This window comes from Erwinia amylovora (assembly GCF_017161565.1).
Taxonomy (GTDB): Bacteria; Pseudomonadota; Gammaproteobacteria; order Enterobacterales; family Enterobacteriaceae; genus Erwinia; species Erwinia amylovora.
In genome coordinates this window covers 494218-515011 of record NZ_CP066796.1, presented here as the reverse complement: position 1 = coordinate 515011, position 20794 = coordinate 494218, and the positions used below count along the sequence as shown (strand labels likewise).

At 54.4% G+C, this 20794-nt stretch carries 19 protein-coding genes and 1 riboswitch; of the genes, 10 read left to right on the top strand and 9 right to left on the bottom strand.

Translation table 11 applies throughout. The features are described 5' to 3' along the window. The first annotated feature begins 31 nt into the window (after nucleotides 1–31). From JGC47_RS02390 to JGC47_RS02365, 6 genes are all read left to right on the top strand, one after another. Nucleotides 32–1711: an aminotransferase class III-fold pyridoxal phosphate-dependent enzyme gene (locus tag JGC47_RS02390; RefSeq protein ID WP_004155242.1), complete on the top strand. Its 1680-nt coding sequence runs from the start codon at nucleotides 32–34 to the stop codon at nucleotides 1709–1711. 44 nt (nucleotides 1712–1755) lie between these two features. Continuing rightward, nucleotides 1756–2244 carry a nucleoside 2-deoxyribosyltransferase gene (locus JGC47_RS02385; RefSeq protein WP_004155241.1) on the top strand — a complete coding sequence of 163 codons (489 nt, stop codon included), beginning with the start codon at nucleotides 1756–1758 and terminating at the stop codon, nucleotides 2242–2244. A gap of 58 nt (nucleotides 2245–2302) precedes the next feature. Beyond that, the gene (locus JGC47_RS02380) at nucleotides 2303–3187 is read left to right on the top strand and encodes a beta/alpha barrel domain-containing protein (RefSeq protein WP_004155239.1); all 885 of its coding nucleotides are present in this window, start codon (nucleotides 2303–2305) and stop codon (nucleotides 3185–3187) included. Further along, the gene (locus tag JGC47_RS02375; protein ID WP_004155238.1) at nucleotides 3184–3936 is read left to right on the top strand and encodes a creatininase family protein; all 753 of its coding nucleotides are present in this window, start codon (nucleotides 3184–3186) and stop codon (nucleotides 3934–3936) included. The genes JGC47_RS02380 and JGC47_RS02375 overlap by 4 nt, the downstream gene beginning before the upstream one ends. Nucleotides 3937–4052: 116 nt before the next feature. Beyond that, nucleotides 4053–4685: a DUF1062 domain-containing protein gene (locus JGC47_RS02370; protein ID WP_004155237.1), complete on the top strand. Its 633-nt coding sequence runs from the start codon at nucleotides 4053–4055 to the stop codon at nucleotides 4683–4685. Between the two features lie 57 nt (nucleotides 4686–4742). Further along, on the top strand, nucleotides 4743–5498 hold the full coding sequence (locus tag JGC47_RS02365) for a thioesterase II family protein (protein WP_024015149.1): 756 nt from the start codon (nucleotides 4743–4745) through the stop codon (nucleotides 5496–5498). Between the two features lie 214 nt (nucleotides 5499–5712). On the opposite strand, the gene parE is transcribed toward JGC47_RS02365, so the two are convergent. From parE to nudF, 5 genes are all read right to left on the bottom strand, one after another. Next, nucleotides 5713–7608, bottom strand: coding sequence for a DNA topoisomerase IV subunit B (gene parE, locus JGC47_RS02360; protein WP_004155234.1), 1896 nt, complete (start codon nucleotides 7606–7608; stop codon nucleotides 5713–5715). Nucleotides 7609–7662: 54 nt separating this feature from the next. Continuing rightward, nucleotides 7663–8241 (bottom strand): esterase YqiA, encoded by a 579-nt coding sequence (gene yqiA, locus JGC47_RS02355; RefSeq protein ID WP_004155233.1) that lies wholly within the window; start codon nucleotides 8239–8241, stop codon nucleotides 7663–7665. Between the two features lie 3 nt (nucleotides 8242–8244). After that, the gene (cpdA, locus tag JGC47_RS02350) at nucleotides 8245–9072 is read right to left on the bottom strand and encodes a 3',5'-cyclic-AMP phosphodiesterase (RefSeq protein ID WP_004155232.1); all 828 of its coding nucleotides are present in this window, start codon (nucleotides 9070–9072) and stop codon (nucleotides 8245–8247) included. Nucleotides 9073–9173: 101 nt separating this feature from the next. Further along, the gene (locus JGC47_RS02345; RefSeq protein WP_033477018.1) at nucleotides 9174–9599 is read right to left on the bottom strand and encodes a DUF1249 family protein; all 426 of its coding nucleotides are present in this window, start codon (nucleotides 9597–9599) and stop codon (nucleotides 9174–9176) included. Next, nucleotides 9593–10231, bottom strand: coding sequence for an ADP-ribose diphosphatase (nudF, locus tag JGC47_RS02340; RefSeq protein WP_004155228.1), 639 nt, complete (start codon nucleotides 10229–10231; stop codon nucleotides 9593–9595). The genes JGC47_RS02345 and nudF overlap by 7 nt, the downstream gene beginning before the upstream one ends. Nucleotides 10232–10440: 209 nt before the next feature. On the opposite strand from nudF, the gene tolC reads away from it, so the two are divergent. From tolC to JGC47_RS02325, 3 genes are all read left to right on the top strand, one after another. Next, on the top strand, nucleotides 10441–11901 hold the full coding sequence (gene tolC, locus JGC47_RS02335) for an outer membrane channel protein TolC (protein WP_004155227.1): 1461 nt from the start codon (nucleotides 10441–10443) through the stop codon (nucleotides 11899–11901). A gap of 165 nt (nucleotides 11902–12066) precedes the next feature. Further along, the gene (locus JGC47_RS02330) at nucleotides 12067–12738 is read left to right on the top strand and encodes a DUF1190 family protein (protein WP_004155226.1); all 672 of its coding nucleotides are present in this window, start codon (nucleotides 12067–12069) and stop codon (nucleotides 12736–12738) included. A 6-nt stretch (nucleotides 12739–12744) separates the two neighbouring features. Further along, entirely contained in the window at nucleotides 12745–13905 is a 1161-nt protein-coding gene (locus JGC47_RS02325; RefSeq protein ID WP_004155225.1) for a glutathionylspermidine synthase family protein, read from the top strand. Between the two features lie 117 nt (nucleotides 13906–14022). Here the strand turns inward: JGC47_RS02325 and ygiD are convergent, their stop codons facing one another. Beyond that, nucleotides 14023–14808: a 4,5-DOPA-extradiol-dioxygenase gene (gene ygiD, locus JGC47_RS02320; RefSeq protein ID WP_004155224.1), complete on the bottom strand. Its 786-nt coding sequence runs from the start codon at nucleotides 14806–14808 to the stop codon at nucleotides 14023–14025. Between the two features lie 196 nt (nucleotides 14809–15004). Then, on the bottom strand, nucleotides 15005–15661 hold the full coding sequence (gene ribB / locus JGC47_RS02315) for a 3,4-dihydroxy-2-butanone-4-phosphate synthase (protein WP_004155223.1): 657 nt from the start codon (nucleotides 15659–15661) through the stop codon (nucleotides 15005–15007). Between the two features lie 107 nt (nucleotides 15662–15768). Continuing rightward, nucleotides 15769–15917, bottom strand: a riboswitch (FMN riboswitch). Between the two features lie 148 nt (nucleotides 15918–16065). On the opposite strand from ribB, the gene ubiK reads away from it, so the two are divergent. After that, complete coding sequence (gene ubiK, locus JGC47_RS02310) at nucleotides 16066–16350, top strand: ubiquinone biosynthesis accessory factor UbiK (protein ID WP_004155221.1); 285 nt, start codon at nucleotides 16066–16068, stop codon at nucleotides 16348–16350. Between the two features lie 44 nt (nucleotides 16351–16394). On the opposite strand, the gene hldE is transcribed toward ubiK, so the two are convergent. After that, the gene (gene hldE / locus JGC47_RS02305; protein WP_004155219.1) at nucleotides 16395–17831 is read right to left on the bottom strand and encodes a bifunctional D-glycero-beta-D-manno-heptose-7-phosphate kinase/D-glycero-beta-D-manno-heptose 1-phosphate adenylyltransferase HldE; all 1437 of its coding nucleotides are present in this window, start codon (nucleotides 17829–17831) and stop codon (nucleotides 16395–16397) included. An 88-nt stretch (nucleotides 17832–17919) separates the two neighbouring features. Next, nucleotides 17920–20754, bottom strand: coding sequence for a bifunctional [glutamate--ammonia ligase]-adenylyl-L-tyrosine phosphorylase/[glutamate--ammonia-ligase] adenylyltransferase (glnE, locus tag JGC47_RS02300; protein WP_004155217.1), 2835 nt, complete (start codon nucleotides 20752–20754; stop codon nucleotides 17920–17922). Nucleotides 20755–20794 lie beyond the last annotated feature (40 nt).

The window sequence follows — 20794 nt, the reverse complement described above, 5'->3', positions numbered from 1 at the left end:
ACAGGTCATCTAATCATTCATGGAGCGAGAGATGGATAAAAGCAATTTACACGACACAGAGCAAGTTCTGACGGACTTGTTCAGCAAGGTATTCGAACTGCCACCCGAGGCGTTAGGACGAGATACCCAGCTGGCGGAACTGGGAGCGGATTCATTGCTCCTGTTTGAAGTGCTTACGCCGATTCAGAAAGCTTTTGGCGTGAAGCTATCAGTAAGACAATTCTTTTCGGAGTTACAGACGGTCGCCAAACTGGCGGCCTATATACATGCCCACAGCCAGATAAGTGAGGGACCTGCTGACGCCAGGCCCGCGCAAGGCCGGCCGTTTCAGTGGATGAACCGCAGTAACGCGCCTGTCGAGTCGGCTGCGCGCCAGCAATATCTGGACGAGTTCATTCCCCGTTACAACGCCAGAACAAAAAAGTCCAAGGCACATGCCGTGGAGGTGCGCAATCTGATTGCGGACAGTCGTTCGGGTATTGGCTTTAAACCATCAATCAAGGAGCTGCTCTATCCGCTGGTCTGTCGCGAATTCAACGGCGCGACGCTACGCGACCTGGACGGCAACGATTACATCGATATGACGATGGGGTTTGGTTCCCATCTTTTTGGTCACCTGCCCGCATTCGTGAGTAGCGCTCTTAAGGAGCAGGTTGAAGAGGGGTTTGGGCTGGGTACCCGCCACGAACTGGCTCTGGAGGTCGCCAGGCTGGTCTGTGAAATAACCGGCATGCACCGGGTCGCATTTGTTAATAGTGGTACGGAAGCGATCATGAATGCCGTTCGCGCGGCAAGAGCGGCGACAGGACGCAACCATATTGTTCTGTTTTCCAGCAGTTACCACGGCCACTGGGATGCGGTTTTGGCAACCGCCGACCGCTTTGACGCTGGGGCGAAAACCAGGCCTGTTTCGGTGGGTATCCCGGTAAATATGGTGGCAGATGTCTCGGTGTTCGAGTTTGGTTCGTCGGAAGCACTGAAATTCATTGCCAGCCATGGCAGCAAAATTGCCGCCGTTTTGATTGAGCCGGTGCCAACCCGCGATCCGGGGCTGGCCGATCCTGTCTACCTGCAGCAGCTGCGTGAGGCGACCTCCCTGGTTGGCACCCTGCTGATCTTTGACGAAATTGTAACTGGTTTTCGTGTACACCCCGCGGGGATACAGGGCCTGTACGGGATCGAGGCTGACATCGTTACCTATGGCAAAACCATCGGGGGAGGCATGCCGATGGGGCTGATAGCAGGCCGTGGGCATACGCTTGATGCCATCGATGGCGGCAACTGGAATTACGGCGATAACAGCTTTCCGGGCGTTGAGCCGACATTCTTCGGCGGCACATTTTTCCAGCACCCGCTGGCGATGAAAACCGCCCGGGCTACCTTGCTGGAAATAAAGCGGGGCGGCGTGGCATTTACACAGGCCCTGAGTCAAAAAACAGCGGCGTTTACCTCACGCCTGAACGATCTGTTTCAGTCGCGGGGTATCGATATTGAAGCGCGAGTGTTCAGCTCATTCTTTCGTCTTATTCACAAAGAAAACATGGACTTACTTTATTACAACTTGCTTATCCGCGGTGTGTATATCTGGGAGTGGCGTTGCTGGTTCCTGTCCGCAGCGCATGAAAACTCTCACCTGGATGCCGTTTTCGAGGCATTCGTCCACAGCATGGACGAATTGCAAGCGCAAGCCCTGACAGCGATACGCAAATAATCAGGCCAGTTAATGCAATTTAATCAATATCTCAGGAGTTTCACATGGCGTTGCGTAATCGAAAGATATTTATTGGTGGCCCTATTCAGTTTGCCATTGAACATGAAGTTTTTAATCAGGAACTTAAACAGACGTTAGAACTCGCCATTCAGGCGGTTATTCAACTTAATGGGCAAGTGCTTTCAGCCCATAAAACTGAGCGATTCGGTATAGATACGCCGGTGTTCACGCCGGAAATGGTGTCCAGACGTGATTTTGCCTGGATGCAGGAGTGTGATGTATTTATGCCGATATTACCCACGCTGGGGGACAAGGAGTTATTGCGTACGGATGGCACCCATATTGAGCTGGGTTGGGCGTGTGCGCTAAAGCGACCGGTGTTACTGGTGACACCACTGCCGATCGTCGAGGGTGGCAGTCATTTGCTTAAAGGCATGGAGCATGTTTGTAAATTATCCAAGCTCGACCTGCATGAATTTCGCAGAAAACCCTCACAAATATCTGAAATAATTGAAGATTTACTGATTACCTGATCGCCCGGTGCGGGGTATCAAACAGGATAATTGATGTCATCAATACATGGAGCGGGTGATGAAAAGTGAATATGAAGCAGCGGGTTATAACATGCTCGGCCTGAAGTTGAAGTCTCCTGTCATTGTGGGTTCGGGATTAATATCAGATCAGGCGAAAAACATCCGGCAGCTGTTAATGTGCGGTGCGGGAGCGGTGGTGACGAAAACCATCTATCCGCTATCTGTGAAAACTCACACCGAGCGTGTTTATCCCATCGGAACTGGACTGTTAAACAATACGCATTATTCGAAGAGGACAGTCGATAATTGGCTGGATCTGTTGGGCCAGTTTCATCAGCAACAACTTCCGATCATTGCTTCCGTACATGCGCCCTCCCCCGGTGAGACAGGATTGCTTGTGGCGGCCATTCGTCATATCAGCGACTGCCCTTTGGAGCTGGGGATATCTTGCCTGCATGCAGATGATTTTACTGAGGACAACCCTGAGCGAGTCTATGCCTATGCCAATGCAGTTCGTCAGCAGACTGACGCAAAATTTTCAGTCAAGCTATCGTTAGGCCAGTACCTTCACGAGCGAGTGCAAGCTGCCTGTGAGGGGGGCGCGAGCGCGATTACGCTCAGTGATACCATTCCCGGCATAGCCTTCGATCTGGTTGAAGGAAAAGCAGTGCTTGGCGGCGTGTGCGGATATTCCGGCCCTGGCATCAAGCCCCTTGTTCTGGCCGCTATCTGTGAGCTTCGCCAGCGGGGGGTAAGCGTTCCGATTATGGGCAGCGGAGGAGTACAAAGTGGCCAGGATGTACATGAATACATGTTGGCAGGTGCCGAAACGGTTCAGGTGTATTCCGCGCTGCATCAGGGCATGTTCACCACGCTTGAGCGTATTTTAGAACAATATCAGTCCTTCTGCGCTCGCGCGCAGCTGACGGAGGTATCGCAATGAGATCTGATAGCCTGGAATACTTCGCCGAATTTTCAAGTGAATCAATTTGTTCAAACGTAGAAGGTCGGACTTTGATCTGGGCCATTGGCGGCATAGAACAACATGGGCCTCACCTGCCATTGAATGTGGACACCCTAATTCCCGAAGCCTTCGCTAAGGCTTTAGCCCTTGACTGCCAGGGCATTATGCTGCCGGTACAACCCTTATCCGTTCGCTTTTTACCACAAAGCGGCGGCGGGCTTCAGTTTCCCGGTACGCTGTTCGTTGATGGCAGCACCTTTATCGACTATCTGGCTGATACGCTGAAAAGTCTGTGTTCATTACCCTTTCGTCAAATAGTGATCATCAACGGTCATTATGAAAATGAGGGGTTCATTTTCGAGGCACTGGACAGGGTACGCAGCACGGGGGCCTTCGCCGAACGCTCCGCCCTGGCATTCAGCTGGTGGAGCATGGTCAGCAGCAGCTGGGTTGTCGAAAACTTACCCGGTTTTCCCGGCTGGCACGCTGAGCACGCCGGCATGACCGAAACCAGTTTAATGATGTATCTCAAACCCGAACTGGTCTCTTGCGAACGCCCGGATCATGAACATCCGCCGCGTTGTGGGGTATATCAATTACCGATCACAGCTCAGGCCTCTACCCGTGGTGTATTATCAAAAACCTCTGGATCGAGTGCGCTTACAGGCAAATTGATTTTCGAACATGTACGGCAGGAAATAAAAAATATGGTTGAAGGCGTAATATAGTTCCCTGCTATTTCTCATAACGCCTTTTACAAGATATTCACGATCTCTGAATCGGGTTGAATGATTTACCGTCCTCTCGCATCGCGATAGCCCGGGCGGTATTTATCAAGGATGACATGATGAAAAATGAAAACTTAATTTGGCTGGTGAAACCGCTTGGCTACCAGTCAATAACAAAGCGCTGCCCTGCTTGCGAAATAAAAAAGCTTTTCTATCCTTCTGGTTGTTTCCGCGTTAATGCACAGAAAAAAACGCTGGACGTATGGAATATCTACAAATGTGAGAAATGTGACTACACATGGAATATAGACATATATACACGCATCAGCAATACGAAACTCCCCCCCGAAGTACTTGAATATTTCTTACAGAATAATATCGAGCAAGTCAGGCGCTATTCATATGATTACTCCGTTTTAAAGAAAAACAGCGCCAAGACTGGCCCCACCCCGGAATTTATTATTGAAGGCGCGGATCCTTGTGAACTGGACTCTACAGCCGTTGTGCAAATTCAAATATTATTTGAATTTGCCATTCCTGTACGGCTGATCCACATACTCTCGCGTAAGTTATTGCTTTCGCGCAACGACGTCATGCGGCTTATTGAGCAACAGGTAATATTAGATATCCCCCCCAGCGGACTCAACAAAAAGCTAAAACAACCGCTGGCTTTCCGCTTTGACCTGCAACGTTTTCACCAGCTTGCTCCGTCCAAAACGCCGCCAGCTGCGCAGCCTTTGGTCAATTAATGAAACCCTTAGTCTGGTTTTAATCGATAAACTGGTTTGTTACGGAAGATGCCAAAAATGCTGCTCACCACTCAACCTTCACCAGACAAGTACAATCTGATCTGTTTTCCCTATGCGGGGGGAAATTCACATTTTTACCTGCGCTGGCGTCAACTGCTGGGTCACGACATAGCGATACATCCCGTGCACCTGCCTGGACGTGGTAACTATATAAAAACGCCGTCGCTGAATGATATGGACTCTTTGGTCAATATCATGGCAAGGGAGCTGACCCTTTTTCGGGGTATGCGCTTTGCCTTTGTGGGAACCAGTATGGGAGGCTGGATTGCCTGCCATCTGACGCAAAAACTTTTGCGGCTGAACGTTAATCTGCTGCCCGAGTGTTTAGTCCTTTGTTCTACGGCTTCTCCCGAACACCGCTTTCTTCTTCCTGACCTCGATGGTGTCGATATGCGTACAGCGCTGGCGCGGATCAGAGACTTTAATCCGGCGTGCATGAGAACACTGCGTCACCCTGAACTGGCGTCACTATTTCTACCTGTCCTGCAAGCCGACTTCAAACTTTGTCGCGAGTGGCGCTTTGCAAACACGCCGCGCCTGAATTGCCCTGTTCTCGCATTCCATGGTGAACAGGACAGTCTGGTTTCTGAGGAAATGATGTACCACTGGCAAACACTGACCGATCGCTCTTTTGAGTTGATGCAGGTCAGGGGCGATCACTTTTTTAGCGAAACCCCGTCTGAGGAATTCTGCGGGATACTCAAGGATAAACTCAACAAACTCTCTGACTTAAGGCGCCCCGTGGTCAGGTAGTGATAAACACCATGCCACCGCACAGTCAGCGCCCGGACGGGCGCTGACTGTGCTTATCTGCGAAGAAGACCATCCTGTATTTATCCGCTGCCGGTTGCCGATTGATGGCCGCCGGAACGCTTATGTAACCCTGTTCAAGCCCGCTTAACCTGAACTACGGCTCTTTACTCTATATTAGCCAGGACAGCTGGTTGAACCCGGCATGAGAACAGTTTTACACCTCGATTTCGGCGCTGTCGCCTTTTTCCTGCAGCCAGTTACGACGGTCTTCGGAGCGTTTCTTCGCCAACAGCATATCCATCACTGCCAGCGTTTGATTGACATCCTCATCGCTTATCGTTAACTGCACCAGACGGCGGGTATTGGGGTCAAGCGTGGTTTCACGCAGCTGCAACGGGTTCATTTCGCCCAGCCCTTTAAAGCGCTGCACGCCTGGCTTGCCCTTTTTACGCTTCAGCTGCTCAAGAATACCGGCTTTCTCTTCCTCGTCCAGCGCGTAATAGACCTCTTTACCCAGGTCGATACGGTAGAGCGGCGGCATCGCCACATAGACGTGACCATTTTTAACCAGCGTGCGGAAATGACGCACAAACAGCGCGCACAGCAGGGTGGCGATATGCAAACCATCGGAGTCCGCATCGGCAAGAATACAGATTTTACCGTAACGCAGCTGGCTGAGATCTTCGCTGTCAGGATCGATGCCAATCGCCACCGAAATATCGTGCACTTCCTGCGAAGCCAGCACCTCATCAGAGGAGACTTCCCAGGTATTGAGAATTTTCCCCTTCAGCGGCATGATCGCCTGATATTCACGATCGCGCGCCTGCTTGGCGGAGCCGCCCGCCGAATCCCCTTCCACCAGGAACAGTTCGGTGCGACTCAAATCTTGCGCGCTACAATCAGCCAGTTTACCCGGCAGCGCCGGGCCGCTGGTGAGCTTTTTACGCACCACTTTTTTCGCCGCACGCATACGGCGCTGGGCGCTGGAGATTGCCAGCTCGGCCAGCATTTCTGCTGCCTGTACATTCTGGTTAAGCCACAGGCTGAAAGCATCTTTGACTACGCCCGACACAAAAGCGGCGCACTGGCGTGATGACAGGCGCTCTTTTGTCTGACCGGCGAACTGCGGATCCTGCATTTTTACCGACAGCACGTAAGCACAGCGATCCCAGATATCTTCCGCCGACAGCTTCACCCCGCGCGGTAGAATATTGCGGTATTCACAGAACTCGCGCATCGCATCCAGCAGCCCCTGGCGCAAGCCGTTAACATGAGTACCGCCCTGCATGGTAGGGATCAGGTTAACGTAGCTTTCGGTCAGCAGTTCGCCGCCCTCCGGCAGCCACAACAGCGCCCAGTCTACCGCTTCAACATCGCCGGAGAACGCCCCGACAAAGGGTTTTTCAGGCAGCAGCGGCAGGCCGTTAACCGCCTCCATCAGATAGTCTGTCAGCCCATCGGCGTAGCACCAGCTCTGTTCGGTTTTGTTCAGCTGGTCTTTAAAAACGATTTCCACGCCCGGACACAGCACCGCTTTGGCTTTCAGCAGGTGGCTTAAGCGCGATACCGAGAAGCGCGGGCTGTCAAAGAAGGACTCATCCGGCCAGAACTGCACGCGAGTGCCGGTGTTACGCTTAGCAACCGTCCCGGTCACCGTGAGATCCTGCACTTTGTCGCCGTTCTCAAACGCCATTTCATATACTTCGGCGTTACGACGTACGGTAACTTCTACACGTTTTGACAGAGCGTTAACCACCGAGATCCCCACGCCGTGCAAGCCGCCGGAAAATTGATAGTTTTTATTAGAGAATTTGCCTCCGGCATGCAGGCGGCAAAAAATCAGCTCGACCGCCGGTACGCCCTCTTCGGGATGGATATCCACCGGCATGCCGCGCCCGTCATCAATCACTTCCAGCGACTGATCGGGATGCAGAATCACTTCCACACGTTTCGCGTGGCCGGCCAGCGCTTCATCCACGCTGTTGTCGATCACTTCCTGGCCTAAATGGTTAGGACGCGCGGTATCGGTGTACATACCCGGGCGGCGACGCACGGGTTCAAGTCCGCTGAGAACCTCAATGGAATCAGCGTTGTAACTGGATTGAGTCATCGTAACAATCTGATTAGTGGTGGCTTAAAATGCGTGGCCATGCCCCGGCTCATCTCAATCCTTAACGTTAAGGAAGTCGAGGATGGCGGAAAAATGGCGTTCGAATCCGATAAAAGCGTGATTTCCGCCCTCTTCTACCGTCTGTCGACAGGCGCTGTAATAATCGAGAGCCTGGCGGTAGTCGAGCACTTCATCGCCCGTTTGTTGCAGTAACCAGAGCAAATCCGGCGAATCTAACGGGTCAATCTGCATCACTTTTAGATCGTAAATATGGCGTGACTCTAACACATATTGCTGGCCGGTGTACGGGTTCTCGTTTTCACCGAGGTAATCAACCAGCAGCTCAAATGGGCGCACAGCAGGATTGACAATCACCGCTGGCAGCATAAAGCACTGCGACAGCCAGGTGGCATAATAGCCGCCCAATGAAGAGCCGATTATCCCCAACGGCTCGCCGGCCGACTGCATCACGAAATCTTCCAGCAGCTGCGCGGCTTCACCGGGGTAAGCCGGCAGTTGGGGAACGCAAAGGCGAATATCAGGGTGGTACTGCGTCAGCCACTGCCTGAACTGCGTGGCCTTAGCCGACTGTGGCGAACTGTTAAAACCATGCAAATAAAGCAGCGTAGCCATCAGTCAGTATCCTTCTGAGTCGAGATCCGGATTAAACATGCGGGTGTTCAGACGCTTAACCTCTGTCTCCAGATGGCCGTCTGCTGCAAGATCCAACCAGCGCCAGCCCGGCGCTTCAGCATCAATGGTGAAATTGGTACAGTGCGGCTTGAACTGCACGCAGGTTGACGGGGTTGCCAATACGCGACGCCCATGCCAGTTAAGGTCCAGCTCCTGATGAATATGGCCGCAAAGCAGCGTTTTCGCCCGCGGGTAGCGTTGCAAGACAGCATCAAGCATATGCGGATTACGCAAGCTGTGCTGGTCAAGCCAGGAGCAGCCGGAAGGCAAAGGATGGTGATGCAATAGTATCAGCGTGTGACGCTGTGGTTCAGCGGCCATCGCACGATCCAGCCACTCCAGCTGGTACTCACTCAGTTCGCCGTGTGGCACGCCGAATACCTGGCTATCCAGCAGCATGGCTTGCCAGTGGTCTCCTATCAGCACCTGCTTTTGGTCGGCAATGCTGGATGCCCCCAGCGTGCTAAACATCGTGGGTTGATAGTCGTGATTGCCGGGTAGCCAAACGCATGGCGCAGACAAGCGAGCAATGCCCTCAGCAAAATGCTGATAGGCCTCTACCGAGTGGTCCTGTGCCAGATCGCCCGTGGCGACGATCAGATCATAGTGACGTTGTTCTGCAGCGACAGCTTCCAGCACTGCGTCAAAACTGGCCCACGTGTTCACCCCCAGCAGCGTTTCATCTTTACCTGCAAAAAGGTGCGTATCCGTTATCTGTAAAATCCTGACTCTGGACCCACTCGCCACAGGAAGTTTTAACAGGCTATCCAATCAAAGTCCTTACGGTTAGATCTGTACCAGTCATACTAAAAAGCTGCAGGTGAGTTGGCTGCAACCCGAATCATTCGATTATAAAAAGGTTTACCGCTGGCTTAACACACCGGGACGGCCATTGCGCCGTGGGACAAGCAGTAGCGCAACCAGTCAGCCAGGAATTGATTAATCTGATGCTTTTCGTCACGCTGATGCAGCTTTTTGTTTGGGTAATCATAGCGTGCTTTAAAGCGATAGATCTGCTGCGTAGAACACACTTCTGCCACCATCGCGTCGTGATACAAGCGTACCGACATGGAGGGCAAGCTCCAGTAGCTTACCGCCGGTGCAGTTTGCCTGATATCCACCAGTGTCGTATAGCGGGTCGACTCCTGAATAGAAATCTGATAACTGGCCCCGTTAACCTGATATGCCACAGATTCGCCTGCCCGGTCTTCTTTCGGCAGTAAACGGCGCAGCTGCGCAAAATTGGTTTCGCAAACGCGCATCATTTCAGGGAAGTCGGGGACATAGCGTTTCATGATTCGTTTTTCCACTCCTGGCGTAACTGTTTATGGTGCAGCTCCAGCCATTGCAAAGCAATAACGGCAGCGGCATTATCAATTCTCCCCTGTTCCACCCATTGATAAGCCTGACTGCGGCTCACCACATGCACAAGAATATCCTCATGCTCTTCCTCCAGACCGTGGTTTCCCTGCGCCACGCTGGCATCCACTTCACCGACAAACACCGCCAGCCGTTCTGTCGTTCCCCCCGCACTGGAGAGATAATTTATGATGGGTTTAATCCGTCCGGCGGTCAGTCCTGCCTCTTCTTCCGCCTCGCGGCGCGCCACGTCTTCCGGCGTTTCACCCGCTTCGATCATTCCTGCCACCAGCTCAAGCACCCAGGGGGTGGGGCTGGTATCGTAAGTAGCGATACGGATTTGCTCGATCAGCACAACTTCATCACGCCGGGGATCATAGGGTAGCAGCACTGCGGCGTGACCGCGCTCGAAAATTTCTCTGGTAATTTCACCACTCATTCCCCCGTCAAATAAACGGTGGCGAAAGCGGTAGCGTTGCAACGAAAAAAAACCTTGGTACAAGGTCTCGCGTGCAATGATTTCTACATCATTTTTGGTAAAAATTACCGGATAATTGGTCACTGCGGTCATCACTGTATCTCCTGAAATAATGGCGAAAACGTTTAGTTCAATAGTAATCAGCCGGATGTCTGGTTCTTGATGAAGTATTTAAGTAAATTAAAAGGAGGATGGCACTTTCAGCCAACTTACCTGATCCGGAGTCTCTGCTATCATCGGCGACAATTTTTGGTCTGCGTCAACGCTACCATAACAATTTTGCTGCACTACAAGGAATGCAAATGAACAAACTGCTCCCTTTACTCATCGGCCTGAGCCTGGGCGGCTTCAGTGTTGCCAGCCAGGCTGAAAACCTGCTGCAGGTATATCAGCAGGCGCGTTTATCAAATCCTGACCTTCGTAGCTCAGCAGCCGACCGCGATGCGGCATTTGAGAAAATTAATGAAGCTCGCAGCCCGCTGTTACCGCAGCTTGGCCTTGGAGCTGACTATACGTACACCAACGGCTACCGTGATAGCAGTGGCTCTAACAGCAACACTAAAAGTGCCTCACTGCAACTGACTCAGACCATTTTTGACATGTCAAAATGGCGTGCGCTTACCGTGCAGGAAAAGACCGCCGGAATTCAGGACGTCACCTGGCAAACCGCCCAGCAGACGCTGATTCTGAATACCGCTACCGCCTATTTTAATGTACTGAATGCCATCGATACCCTGTCATATACCGAGGCACAAAAACAGTCCATCTATCGCCAGCTTGATCAAACCACCCAGCGTTTCAACGTGGGCCTGGTTGCCATTACCGACGTGCAAAACGCTCGCTCGCAGTACGATACCGTGTTGGCAAGCGAAGTGGCCGCGCGTAATGCGCTAGACAATGCGGTTGAAGCCCTGCGCCAGGTAACCGGCAACTACTATTCGAGCCTGGCTTCACTCAACGTGGACACTTTCAAAACGGATAAACCGCAGCCGGTCAGCACTCTGCTAAAAGAAGCAGAAAACCGCAATCTGAGCCTGTTATCAGCACGCCTTTCTCAGGATCTGGCTCGTGAGCAAATTCGATCCTCCGAAACTGGCCATATGCCAACGCTGGATCTGACCGCGTCTACCGGTTTATCCAATAATCGTTACGGCGGTAGCCGTGCTAACCAGTCAGCCAGCAACCAGGACAATATCAGCGGCAGTAACCAGGTGGGTTTGAGCTTCAACCTGCCGCTGTACAGCGGTGGCTCAGTCAGCTCACAGGTTAAGCAGGCACAGTACGCCTTTGTTGCCGCAAGTGAACAGCTCGAAGGCGCTCACCGTTCTGCCGTCCAGACCGTGCGTTCTTCGTTTAACAACGTGAATGCCTCAATCAGTAGTATTGCTGCCTACAAACAGGCCGTGGTTTCAGCACAAAGCTCGCTGGATGCCATGGAAGCCGGTTATTCCGTGGGTACCCGCACCATTGTCGACGTGCTGGATGCCACCACTACGCTGTTTAATGCAAAACAGCAGCTGTCTAATGCGCGCTACAGCTATATGATTAATCAGCTGAATATCAAGTCTGCGTTGGGCACGCTTAACGAACAGGACCTGCAGACATTGAACGGCCAGCTTGGTAAAGATGTGGTTACCGCGCCAGATTTTGTGGCTCCGGAAAACCCGCAGCAGGTCGCCAGCGCCGATGGCGCTGCTCACGAGGTACAGAGTAGCAAAACCCCAGCGGCTAGCCGAACCAGCGGTAATCCCTTTAGTCACTGAACCGTTCTGGGGCAGCAAAAGCTGCCCCTTTTTACAGGGCTACCGGCTCCTTCACGATCTAACGTATAGTCTGGTAAAGATCTCACGCCGGCCCGGCGCCATCGCTTCATTTTTCTCCGCCGTTCCCCTATTCTGTACGCTACCTTTGGGCACAGGACAAAATTGATGAAACGGACGAAACAAATTAATCACGCCTCCTTTCGTAAAAGCTGGAGCGCCCGCCATTTAACGCCGGTAGCGCTGGCGGTGAGTGCGGTATTTATGCTGGCAGCTTGTGAACAGGCCGACGAAACCGTATCAATGTATCAAAACGCTGACGACTGTTCGGCGGCTAACCCCGGCAAAAGCGCGCAGTGCACCACGGCGTTCAACAGCGCCAAAGAAGAAGCGGCCAAAACTGCGCCGAAATACGCCAGCCGCGAAGACTGCGTGGCTGAATTTGGCGAAGGTCAGTGCCAGCAGGCACCGGCTCAGGCTGGCGTTGGCAATACCAATGCGCAATCGCAGTCCAGCGGAAGCTTCTGGATGCCACTGATGGCCGGTTATATGATGGGCCGACTGATGGGCGGCGGTATGGGCGGTCAGCAACAGCCGCTGTTCAGTTCAAAATCTCCGACCAGCCCGGCCAACGGTCAGTTTGTTGATGCCAGCGGGAAAAGTTACGGAGCCGCCACACCGGGCCGTACCATGACGGTGCCGAAAAGTGCACTGGCACCTAAGCCTGCCACCACCAGCACCGTCACGCGCGGCGGTTTTGGTGACAGCGTCGCCAAACAAAACACCATGCAGCGTAACAACAGTCCTGCCAGCACCAGCAACCACAGCATGGGGGGCTAATCGCTAATGAAGCGTATTGCCATTGCAGAACGCCCGGGCTGGCGCGAAAAAGCGACGGAATATGGTTTTCGTTTTCACACCATGCACGGCGAGCCGTACTGGTGTGAAGATGCCTACTACCAGTTCAGTTTGCAGCAAATTGAGTCGCTGGAAGACGTCACCAGCGAACTGCACCAGATGTGTCTGCAGGCGGTGGAGCTGGTTACCGGTAGCGAAGAGCTGCTGGCTAAATTCCGCATTCCAAAACATACCTGGGACTTCGTGCGCGGATCCTGGAAAAGCGGCCAGCCGTCGCTCTATTCGCGACTGGATCTCGCCTGGGATGGCCATTCGCCGGCCAAACTACTGGAAAACAATGCCGATACGCCGACTTCACTGTATGAAGCCGCCTTCTTCCAGTGGCTTTGGCTGGAAGACCAGCTGAATGCGGGCCAGCTTCCCACCGGCAGCGACCAGTTCAACAGCCTGCAGGAAAAGCTGATTGAACGCTTTAGCGAGCTGCATCAGCAGCATGGTTTCAGCTGGCTGCACCTTGCCTGCTGCCGCGATTCTGAAGAAGATCGTGGCACCGTTCAGTATTTGCAGGACTGCGCGACGGAAGCCGGGCTACCGACTGATTTCCTTTATATGGATGAAATCGGCTTGGGTGAGAAAGGGCAATTTACCGATATCCACGACCAGGTGATTGGTAACCTGTTCAAGCTCTATCCGTGGGAATTTATGCTGCGCGAAACTTTCTCCACCAAACTGGCCGATGCCGGGGTGCGCTGGCTGGAACCGGGCTGGAAGAGTGTTCTTTCTAATAAAGCACTGCTGCCGCTGCTGTGGAAAATGTTCCCTGACCATCCCAACCTGCTACCGGCTTACTTCGCAGAAGATAACGTGCCCCACATGGATAAATACGTGGTTAAGCCGTTGTTTTCCCGCGAGGGCGCGAATATCCGCATTGTGGAAAACGGCCAGGAGATTGCACGTGTCGATGGGCCATACGGTGAAGAAGGGATGATTGTGCAACAGTTCCATCCGCTACCGAAATTTGGTGACAGCTATACGCTAATTGGCAGCTGGTTGATCAACGATCGGCCGGCCGGCATCGGCCTGCGCGAAGATCGCGATCTGATCACCCAGGATCTGTCGCGCTTCTATCCGCACGCGTTTATTGAATGATCCTTCGGTAAAGGGCGAGCACTGTCTCGCCCTTGCGTGACGCGGTTACAGCAACCCGTGACCCGTTACCGTGCGACAGATGCGGCTGTTTATCTACCCTTTGAGCGAACAAGCACGTTATCCTACCTGCACGGACAGCATACTGATTGACCCCATCACTATCCCATCCACCGGGATCGACACCGCTTCGCCCGGTGCGCGTGCACCGAGCACGTACAGCAGCGGCAGATAATGCTCCGGCGTCGGGTTGGACAATGCCGCTCCCTCGTGCTGCATAACGTTCACCAGCGGATGCTGTGCAGCTTCCCCTTCCCAACCCAGATTATCGCGAACGTATTGATTAAAGGATCCAGCCCAGGGCCAGGCTTCCGCCTCATCCTGCCAACGCATCCTGCTCAGGTTGTGTACAACGTTACCGCTGGCGACGATCATAATCCCCTGTTCACGCAGCGCAGCAAGCTTACGTCCCATTGCGAAGTGACAGGCCGCGGGTTTGCTGACGTCCACGCTCAGCTGCACCAGCGGGATATCCGCCTCAGGATACATCTTAATGAGCACTCCCCACGAACCGTGGTCGAATCCCCACTCCTGGTCAAGCTCTACGGCAAACGGGGCCAACGCATCAGCCACCTGTTGTGCCAGCGCCGGGGATCCTGGAGCCGGGTAATGAGTGTCAAATAATGCCTGCGGAAAACCACCGAAATCATGGATCGTGCGCGGTTTTTCCAGCGCCGTTACCGCCGTACCGCGAGTACACCAGTGGGCGGACACCGCAATAATCGCTTTCGGCCTTGGTAGGGTATCCCCTAATTTACGCCAGGTTTGTGTGTAGATATTCTCTTCCAGAACGTTCATCGGGCTGCCGTGACCGAGGAACAGCGCGGGCATAGTTTGCTGACTCATAAAGTGACCCCAGGCAAGACGTTGCTTAATGAGTATCACATTACGCCCTTTCACTGGCGGATGAACCTGGATAACCCTGAAGAAGATATTCAGTAAATTTGAATGCCATAGCGGCATGGGGCGAAGTGTATCAGCCTGAAGTTGTTACCGTCTCAGGCTGATACCAGCGAGCCGGAGGAACCGGCCCGCAGCAGGATTAACTGGCCTGTAGCGTTTCTTGACTGTGGCGATAAGACACCAGATCTTCGATAGTGACGACCGGCATATCGTGCTGACGTGCAAACACGATAACTTCCGGCGCATGGGCCATTGAACCATCATCGTTAGTCAGTTCACAAAGAACGCCCGCCGGCTTGAAACCGGCCAGGGTGACTAAATCGATAGTGGCTTCAGTATGGCCACCACGGGTCAACACGCCACCGGCACGGGCACGCAGCGGAAATACGTGGCCAGGACGGTTTAAATCACTCGGCTTCGCCTCATCAGCAATAGCAGTACGGATGGTGGTCAGCCGGTCGGTGGCGGAAACGCCGGTCGTAACGCCCTGTGCCGCTTCGATAGTGACGGTAAAGCCGGTGCCGTAAGCGCTGGTGTTGTTCTGCACCATCATGGGCAGATCAAGCTGTTCCAGACGTTCTTCGTTCAGACACAGACAGACAATTCCGCTGCCGTGGCGGATAGTCAGCGCCATCTGCGCAACGGTCATGGTTTCGGCGGCGAAGATCATATCACCTTCGTTTTCACGATCTTCATCGTCCAACACCATCACACCGCGGCCTGCACGCAGCGCCTCGATGGCACGGGTGACACGCTGTTCAGGCGTGCCAAATTCAGAAAGTAGCGACTGATTCATGGTAAATAAACCTTAATAAATGTATGGGTTACCAGAACCAGGGCATGCTTAGGAGTGTTATGCGGTGACAACAAATAACGCGTGGCGAGCATCAGCCCGTCAAGAATCGTTACTCTCTCCCATCCGGACTTTAACCGTCGGCCCCGGAATTACACCGGATCTGCTGACCTTCAGAAGTGATCTGAAGCGCTCGCGGGCTTTCAGCGTCAGCTGATTTACCGCCGGTGGGGAATTTCGCCCCGCCCTGAGAATAAGCGAAAATATCATAGCGCTGAAAAAGTGACAGGGCAATGAACAAAACCTGCTATCAGCTATCCATTTTTTGACTAAGACATTTTAAAGTTTGTTGCTGGCGGCTTAGCGATTACACTAGATCCAAACTCGCTGCTATCAGGAAACCTGCCATGATTGATGCAAAAAAAATCGAACAACTGGCCCGTCAGGTCCATGACGCCATGCCGAAAGGTATTCGTGATTTGGGTGATGATGTGGAAAAGAAAATCCGTCAGACTCTGCAATCACAGCTTACGCGGCTGGACCTGGTTAACCGTGAAGAGTTTGACGTGCAGACTCAGGTGCTGCTGCGCACCCGCGAGAAGCTGGCCGCGCTGGAACAGCGTCTGGCCGAGCTGGAGAACCGTGCGGCGCCACAACGGCCTGCGCAAACCGCCGAAAAGCCTGCGGAGTAAGCAATGCCGGATTACGGCTGCCCGTTGCGGGCAGCCGTAATCCGTCAGTTTTGCCCGGTTCCGGAGAGGATCGTTTTGATAATATTACTGGTAGAAATGCCGTCTTCGAAATTGAGTACCCGCACGTCACCGCCGTTCTGCCAAACCTCCTTGCTCCCGGCAATATCTTCAGGTTTATAGTCACCGCCCTTCACCAGCAGGTCCGGCAGTATTTCAGCAATCACCCGCTGCGGCGTGTCTTCTTCAAAACCGATCACCCAGTCCACGGCCTCAAGCGCACCCAGCACCATCATACGATTAACCAGCGGATTGACCGGGCGTGTTTCACCTTTCAGACGCCGGGTGGAAGCATCGCTATTTACCGCCACGATCAGGCGATCTCCCAGCTTACGCGCGTTGGAGAGGTAGGAAACATGGCCGGCATGCAAAATGTCAAACACGCCGTTGGTCATCACCACTTTTTCGCCACGCTGGCGGGCTTTGTTCACTTCAGCAATCAGCTGCGCTTCATTCATCACGCCAAACCCCGACTCCGGCCTGGCGCGAATGGCATTTTCCAGTTCCACTGGCGAAACGGTTGAAGTACCGAGCATGCCGACCACCACGCCTGCCGCCACATTAGCCAGATAACAACTCTCTTCCAGCGTATTACCAGCGGCCAGAGCGGCGGCCAGCACGCCGATTACCGTATCCCCTGCACCGGTCACATCAAAGACCTCCTGCGCCTGAGTGGGCATATGGAAGGGTTCTTTGCCCGGCTGCAGCAGCGTCATACCGTGCTCGGAACGGGTGACCAGAAGCGCAGAGAGTGCATGCTGCTGCATCAATGCCGTGCCACGTTTAACAATGTCGGCCTCGCTTTTGCACTTACCGACCACCGCTTCGAATTCCGACAGGTTTGGCGTCAGAAGGGTTGCGCCGTGGTAACGAGAGAAGTCGGTTCCCTTTGGATCCACCAGCACCGGGACGCCCGCTTTTCGCGCCAGAGCGATCATGGTCTCAACGCTGGCCAGCGCACCTTTGGCATAGTCAGACAGCACCAGCGCCCCGATACCCGGCAGTGACTGCTGAATAAGCTCATGCATTGGCGCGGGATCGACGCCTTCAAATCCTTCCTCAAAATCCAGCCGGATCAGCTGCTGGTTGCGCGACAGCACCCGCAGCTTAGTGATGGTGGGATGGGTCGCCACAGGGACAAAATCGCACTGTACGTTAACCCCGGACAGGGCTGCGCCCAGCGCACGCGCCGCGTCGTCAACCCCGGTCAGGCCGATTAAACGTGACCTGGCGCCAAGTGAAGCAATATTCATGGCAACGTTGGCCGCGCCGCCTGGGCGCTCTTCCACGCTATCAACTTTTACCACCGGTACCGGGGCTTCGGGAGAGATGCGGTTGGTTGGGCCGTGCCAGTAGCGATCCAACATCACATCGCCCACTACCAGCACGCCCGCGCGGGTAAAATCGGGCAGGGTAATTTTCATTCCAGAGACTCCAGACAGCAGTAAAAATGAATGCGCGCGATGATAGCATAATTGTTTGGCTGGCTAACCATCGCGTGCAACGGAGGATTCAGGCGCCTAACCACGCCTGCCAACATCTGTTTACCTCGGCTCTCTCCCGGAGAAAGGCGTGCTCTGAGACCTGTCCCGGCAGTTCCTGCAAAGCAAGATGATGAAGCGCATCGCGCAGAGTCACATAGGCATGGGTCAATGCCTGCGCCTGAGCAGGCGCCATTTTACCGCTGCGCGCCAGTCGCTCAAGAATGCGCACGTTGTCAGACCAGCGCGTCAGTTCAGGGTATTGTGAGGCATAGCGCAAAACCAGATATTGCGTAATAAATTCAATATCGATGATGCCGCCGGCGTCGGATTTGATATCCCACCGCCCCTTGTGCTTGTGGCCGTGGTGCGCACGCATTTTCTCACGCATCTCGCGCACTTCCGTTTGCAGCGCCTGAGCCTCACGCGGTAGCGCCAGAACGCTGCGCCGGATGCGGTCGAAGCGCTGACTCAGGGCGCTGTCGCCAAACACGATACGAGCCCGAACCAGCGCCTGATGCTCCCAGGTCCAGGCTTCGTTGCGCTGATATTCATCGAAAGCAGCCAACGTGCTGACTAACATCCCCGCCGCACCGGAGGGACGTAAGCGGGCATCCACCTCGTAAAGGATGCCTGATGAAGTGCGGGTACTGAACAGATGCATTACGCGCTGCGCCAGACGCAGATAGAACTGACGACCGTCAATAACGCGTTCGCCCAGCGTCACCGCGTCGGCCGGGCAGTCGTGCAGGAACACCAGATCGAGATCGGAACTGTAGCCCAGTTCCCATCCCCCCAACTTGCCGTAACCCACCACGGCAAACCCACGTTCGTTATCATTGACCAAATGCGAAGGACGGCCATAGCGCTGAACCATCATATTCCACGCCTGCTGAACCACGGATTCAGTTATCGCCTCCGCCAGCCAGGTCAGATGATCGCTGACCTTCATTACCGGTAGGGTTTTAGCGATATCGGCAGCGGCAATGCGCAGATGCTGCGCCTGTTTGAACTGACGTAGCGCCTCCAGCTGCTGTTCCTCATCCTCTTCAGGAATACGCAGCAGGTACTGGCGCAGTTCGTCACGATAGGCATCGGTGGCGGTGGGATGATACAGCGTGGCCGGGTCGAGCAGCTCATCCAACAGCAGCGGATAACGCGCCAGCTGGCTGGCCACCATCGGCGATGCGGCACACAGGCGGATCAGATGCTGCAGCGCACCGTGGTATTCGCTCAACAGTTCCAGGTAGGTGGAACGCGTCACCACGCCCAGCAGCAGCGGCGTCAGGCGCATCAGCGCCACCGGGGCATCATTACGCGGCACCACTTCGCTCAACAGGCGCGGCATCAGCTGGTCCAGCGCCTGACGCCCGCGTGGGCCGATAGTGCGCTTATCCAGGTCCTGGCGGAAATCATTGATGGTGCGCAACAGCTGCTGACGAGCATTACTGGCAAGATGCGGCACCAGCGGTTGCAGGTCAGTTTCTTCCAGCCGATCCTGCCACAGTGCGCCATATTCCCCGGCCTCGCGGGTATCCGCGCTGTCGGCCGTATCGTCGCCGATCAGATCGTTGAAAATGGTGCGCACATCGGCCATATGCAGATCGAGCTGCGCGTGTAACGCCGCCCAGTCAGCAAAGCCCATCGCCCAGGCAAGACGTGCGCGGTCCGGTTCGCTGTCCGGCAACGTCTGTGTTTGTTCATCATTGATGCTTTGCAGCAGATTTTCCAGCCGCCTCAGGAACAGGTAGGCCACTTGCAGCTGATCCACCCGATCTGAGGGTAACAAATGCAGCTCACCGATGGCAGCCAGCGTGGGCAGCAAGGAACGCTGCTGAAGCGAGCGCTCACGCCCCCCACGGATCAGCTGGAATACCTGCACGATAAACTCCGTTTCGCGGATGCCGCCAGCGCCAAGTTTGATGTTATCCGTCAGCCCGCGCCGTCGCACTTCACGGGCGATCATGCTTTTCATATTACGCAGCGACTGGATGACGCTGAAGTCAATGTAGCGGCGGAAGACGAAAGGCCGCAGCATCTGGTACAGCTCTGCGCTCCAGCGGTCGTCGCTATCGCCCATCAGGCGCGCTTTGACCATCGCGTAGCGTTCCCAGTCTCGCCCCTGCTCCTGGTAGTAATCTTCCAGCGCGGCGAAGCTCATTACCAGCGGACCGCTGTCGCCAAAGGGGCGCAAGCGCATATCAACACGATAAACGAACCCGTCGGCGGTCGTCTGGTCGAGCACTTTGATCAAGCGCTGTCCCAGCCGGGTAAAGAACTGCGCATTATCCAACTCGCGCCGGCCACCCTGCGTGGTGCCGTTTTCCGGCCAGGTAAAAATCAGGTCAATATCAGAGGAGAAGTTCAGCTCAACGCCGCCCAGTTTCCCCATGCCGAGGATCAGCAACGGCTGTGGCTCGCCTGCCGCATTCATCGGGGTGCCCAGTTCGGCACAGCAGGCGCGCCACAACCAGTCGCGAGCGGCGACAATCAATGTTTCCGCCAGCTCACTCAGCTGGCGCAAGCTCTGTTCTGTGGTGCTTTCTGCCAGGGTTTGCATCCAGGCGATACGCGTCAGCATATGGCGGCGAAACTGGCGCAGCTCGCGCATCAGCGCATTTTCATCCTGCACATCAGCAAGCTGTGTTTGCAGCCATTGCGGGTAATATTGCCACTCATCCACCAGCGGCGGCTGCTGTTGTAGCTGCTGCCACCAGCTGGGGAAATTAATCAGGCTGGTGCGGATAAAGTCACTGAAGACCAGCACCGCCTGCTGACGGGAAGATGCACCGTTGAACAACGGGTCAAGCCGCATGACCTGGTCAGCCAACAGCGCCGGCAAGGGCTGCATTAATAATGGCACCATAAGGTGAACACTCCCGTCACAATTGAACCTTGAACAACAG

Bases quoted from the DNA above. Each gene is read 5' to 3' on its own strand.
- JGC47_RS02390 (WP_004155242.1), top strand. From the start codon at position 32: ATGGATAAAAGCAATTTACACGACACAGAGCAAGTTCTGACGGACTTG.
- JGC47_RS02385 (WP_004155241.1), top strand. From the start codon at position 1,756: ATGGCGTTGCGTAATCGAAAGATATTTATTGGTGGCCCTATTCAGTTT.
- JGC47_RS02380 (WP_004155239.1), top strand. From the start codon at position 2,303: ATGAAAAGTGAATATGAAGCAGCGGGTTATAACATGCTCGGCCTGAAG.
- JGC47_RS02375 (WP_004155238.1), top strand. From the start codon at position 3,184: ATGAGATCTGATAGCCTGGAATACTTCGCCGAATTTTCAAGTGAATCA.
- JGC47_RS02370 (WP_004155237.1), top strand. From the start codon at position 4,053: ATGATGAAAAATGAAAACTTAATTTGGCTGGTGAAACCGCTTGGCTAC.
- JGC47_RS02365 (WP_024015149.1), top strand. From the start codon at position 4,743: ATGCTGCTCACCACTCAACCTTCACCAGACAAGTACAATCTGATCTGT.
- parE (WP_004155234.1), bottom strand. From the start codon at position 7,608: ATGACTCAATCCAGTTACAACGCTGATTCCATTGAGGTTCTCAGCGGA.
- yqiA (WP_004155233.1), bottom strand. From the start codon at position 8,241: ATGGCTACGCTGCTTTATTTGCATGGTTTTAACAGTTCGCCACAGTCG.
- nudF (WP_004155228.1), bottom strand. From the start codon at position 10,231: ATGACCGCAGTGACCAATTATCCGGTAATTTTTACCAAAAATGATGTA.
- tolC (WP_004155227.1), top strand. From the start codon at position 10,441: ATGAACAAACTGCTCCCTTTACTCATCGGCCTGAGCCTGGGCGGCTTC.
- JGC47_RS02330 (WP_004155226.1), top strand. From the start codon at position 12,067: ATGAAACGGACGAAACAAATTAATCACGCCTCCTTTCGTAAAAGCTGG.
- JGC47_RS02325 (WP_004155225.1), top strand. From the start codon at position 12,745: ATGAAGCGTATTGCCATTGCAGAACGCCCGGGCTGGCGCGAAAAAGCG.
- ygiD (WP_004155224.1), bottom strand. From the start codon at position 14,808: ATGAGTCAGCAAACTATGCCCGCGCTGTTCCTCGGTCACGGCAGCCCG.
- ribB (WP_004155223.1), bottom strand. From the start codon at position 15,661: ATGAATCAGTCGCTACTTTCTGAATTTGGCACGCCTGAACAGCGTGTC.
- ubiK (WP_004155221.1), top strand. From the start codon at position 16,066: ATGATTGATGCAAAAAAAATCGAACAACTGGCCCGTCAGGTCCATGAC.
- hldE (WP_004155219.1), bottom strand. From the start codon at position 17,831: ATGAAAATTACCCTGCCCGATTTTACCCGCGCGGGCGTGCTGGTAGTG.
- glnE (WP_004155217.1), bottom strand. From the start codon at position 20,754: ATGGTGCCATTATTAATGCAGCCCTTGCCGGCGCTGTTGGCTGACCAG.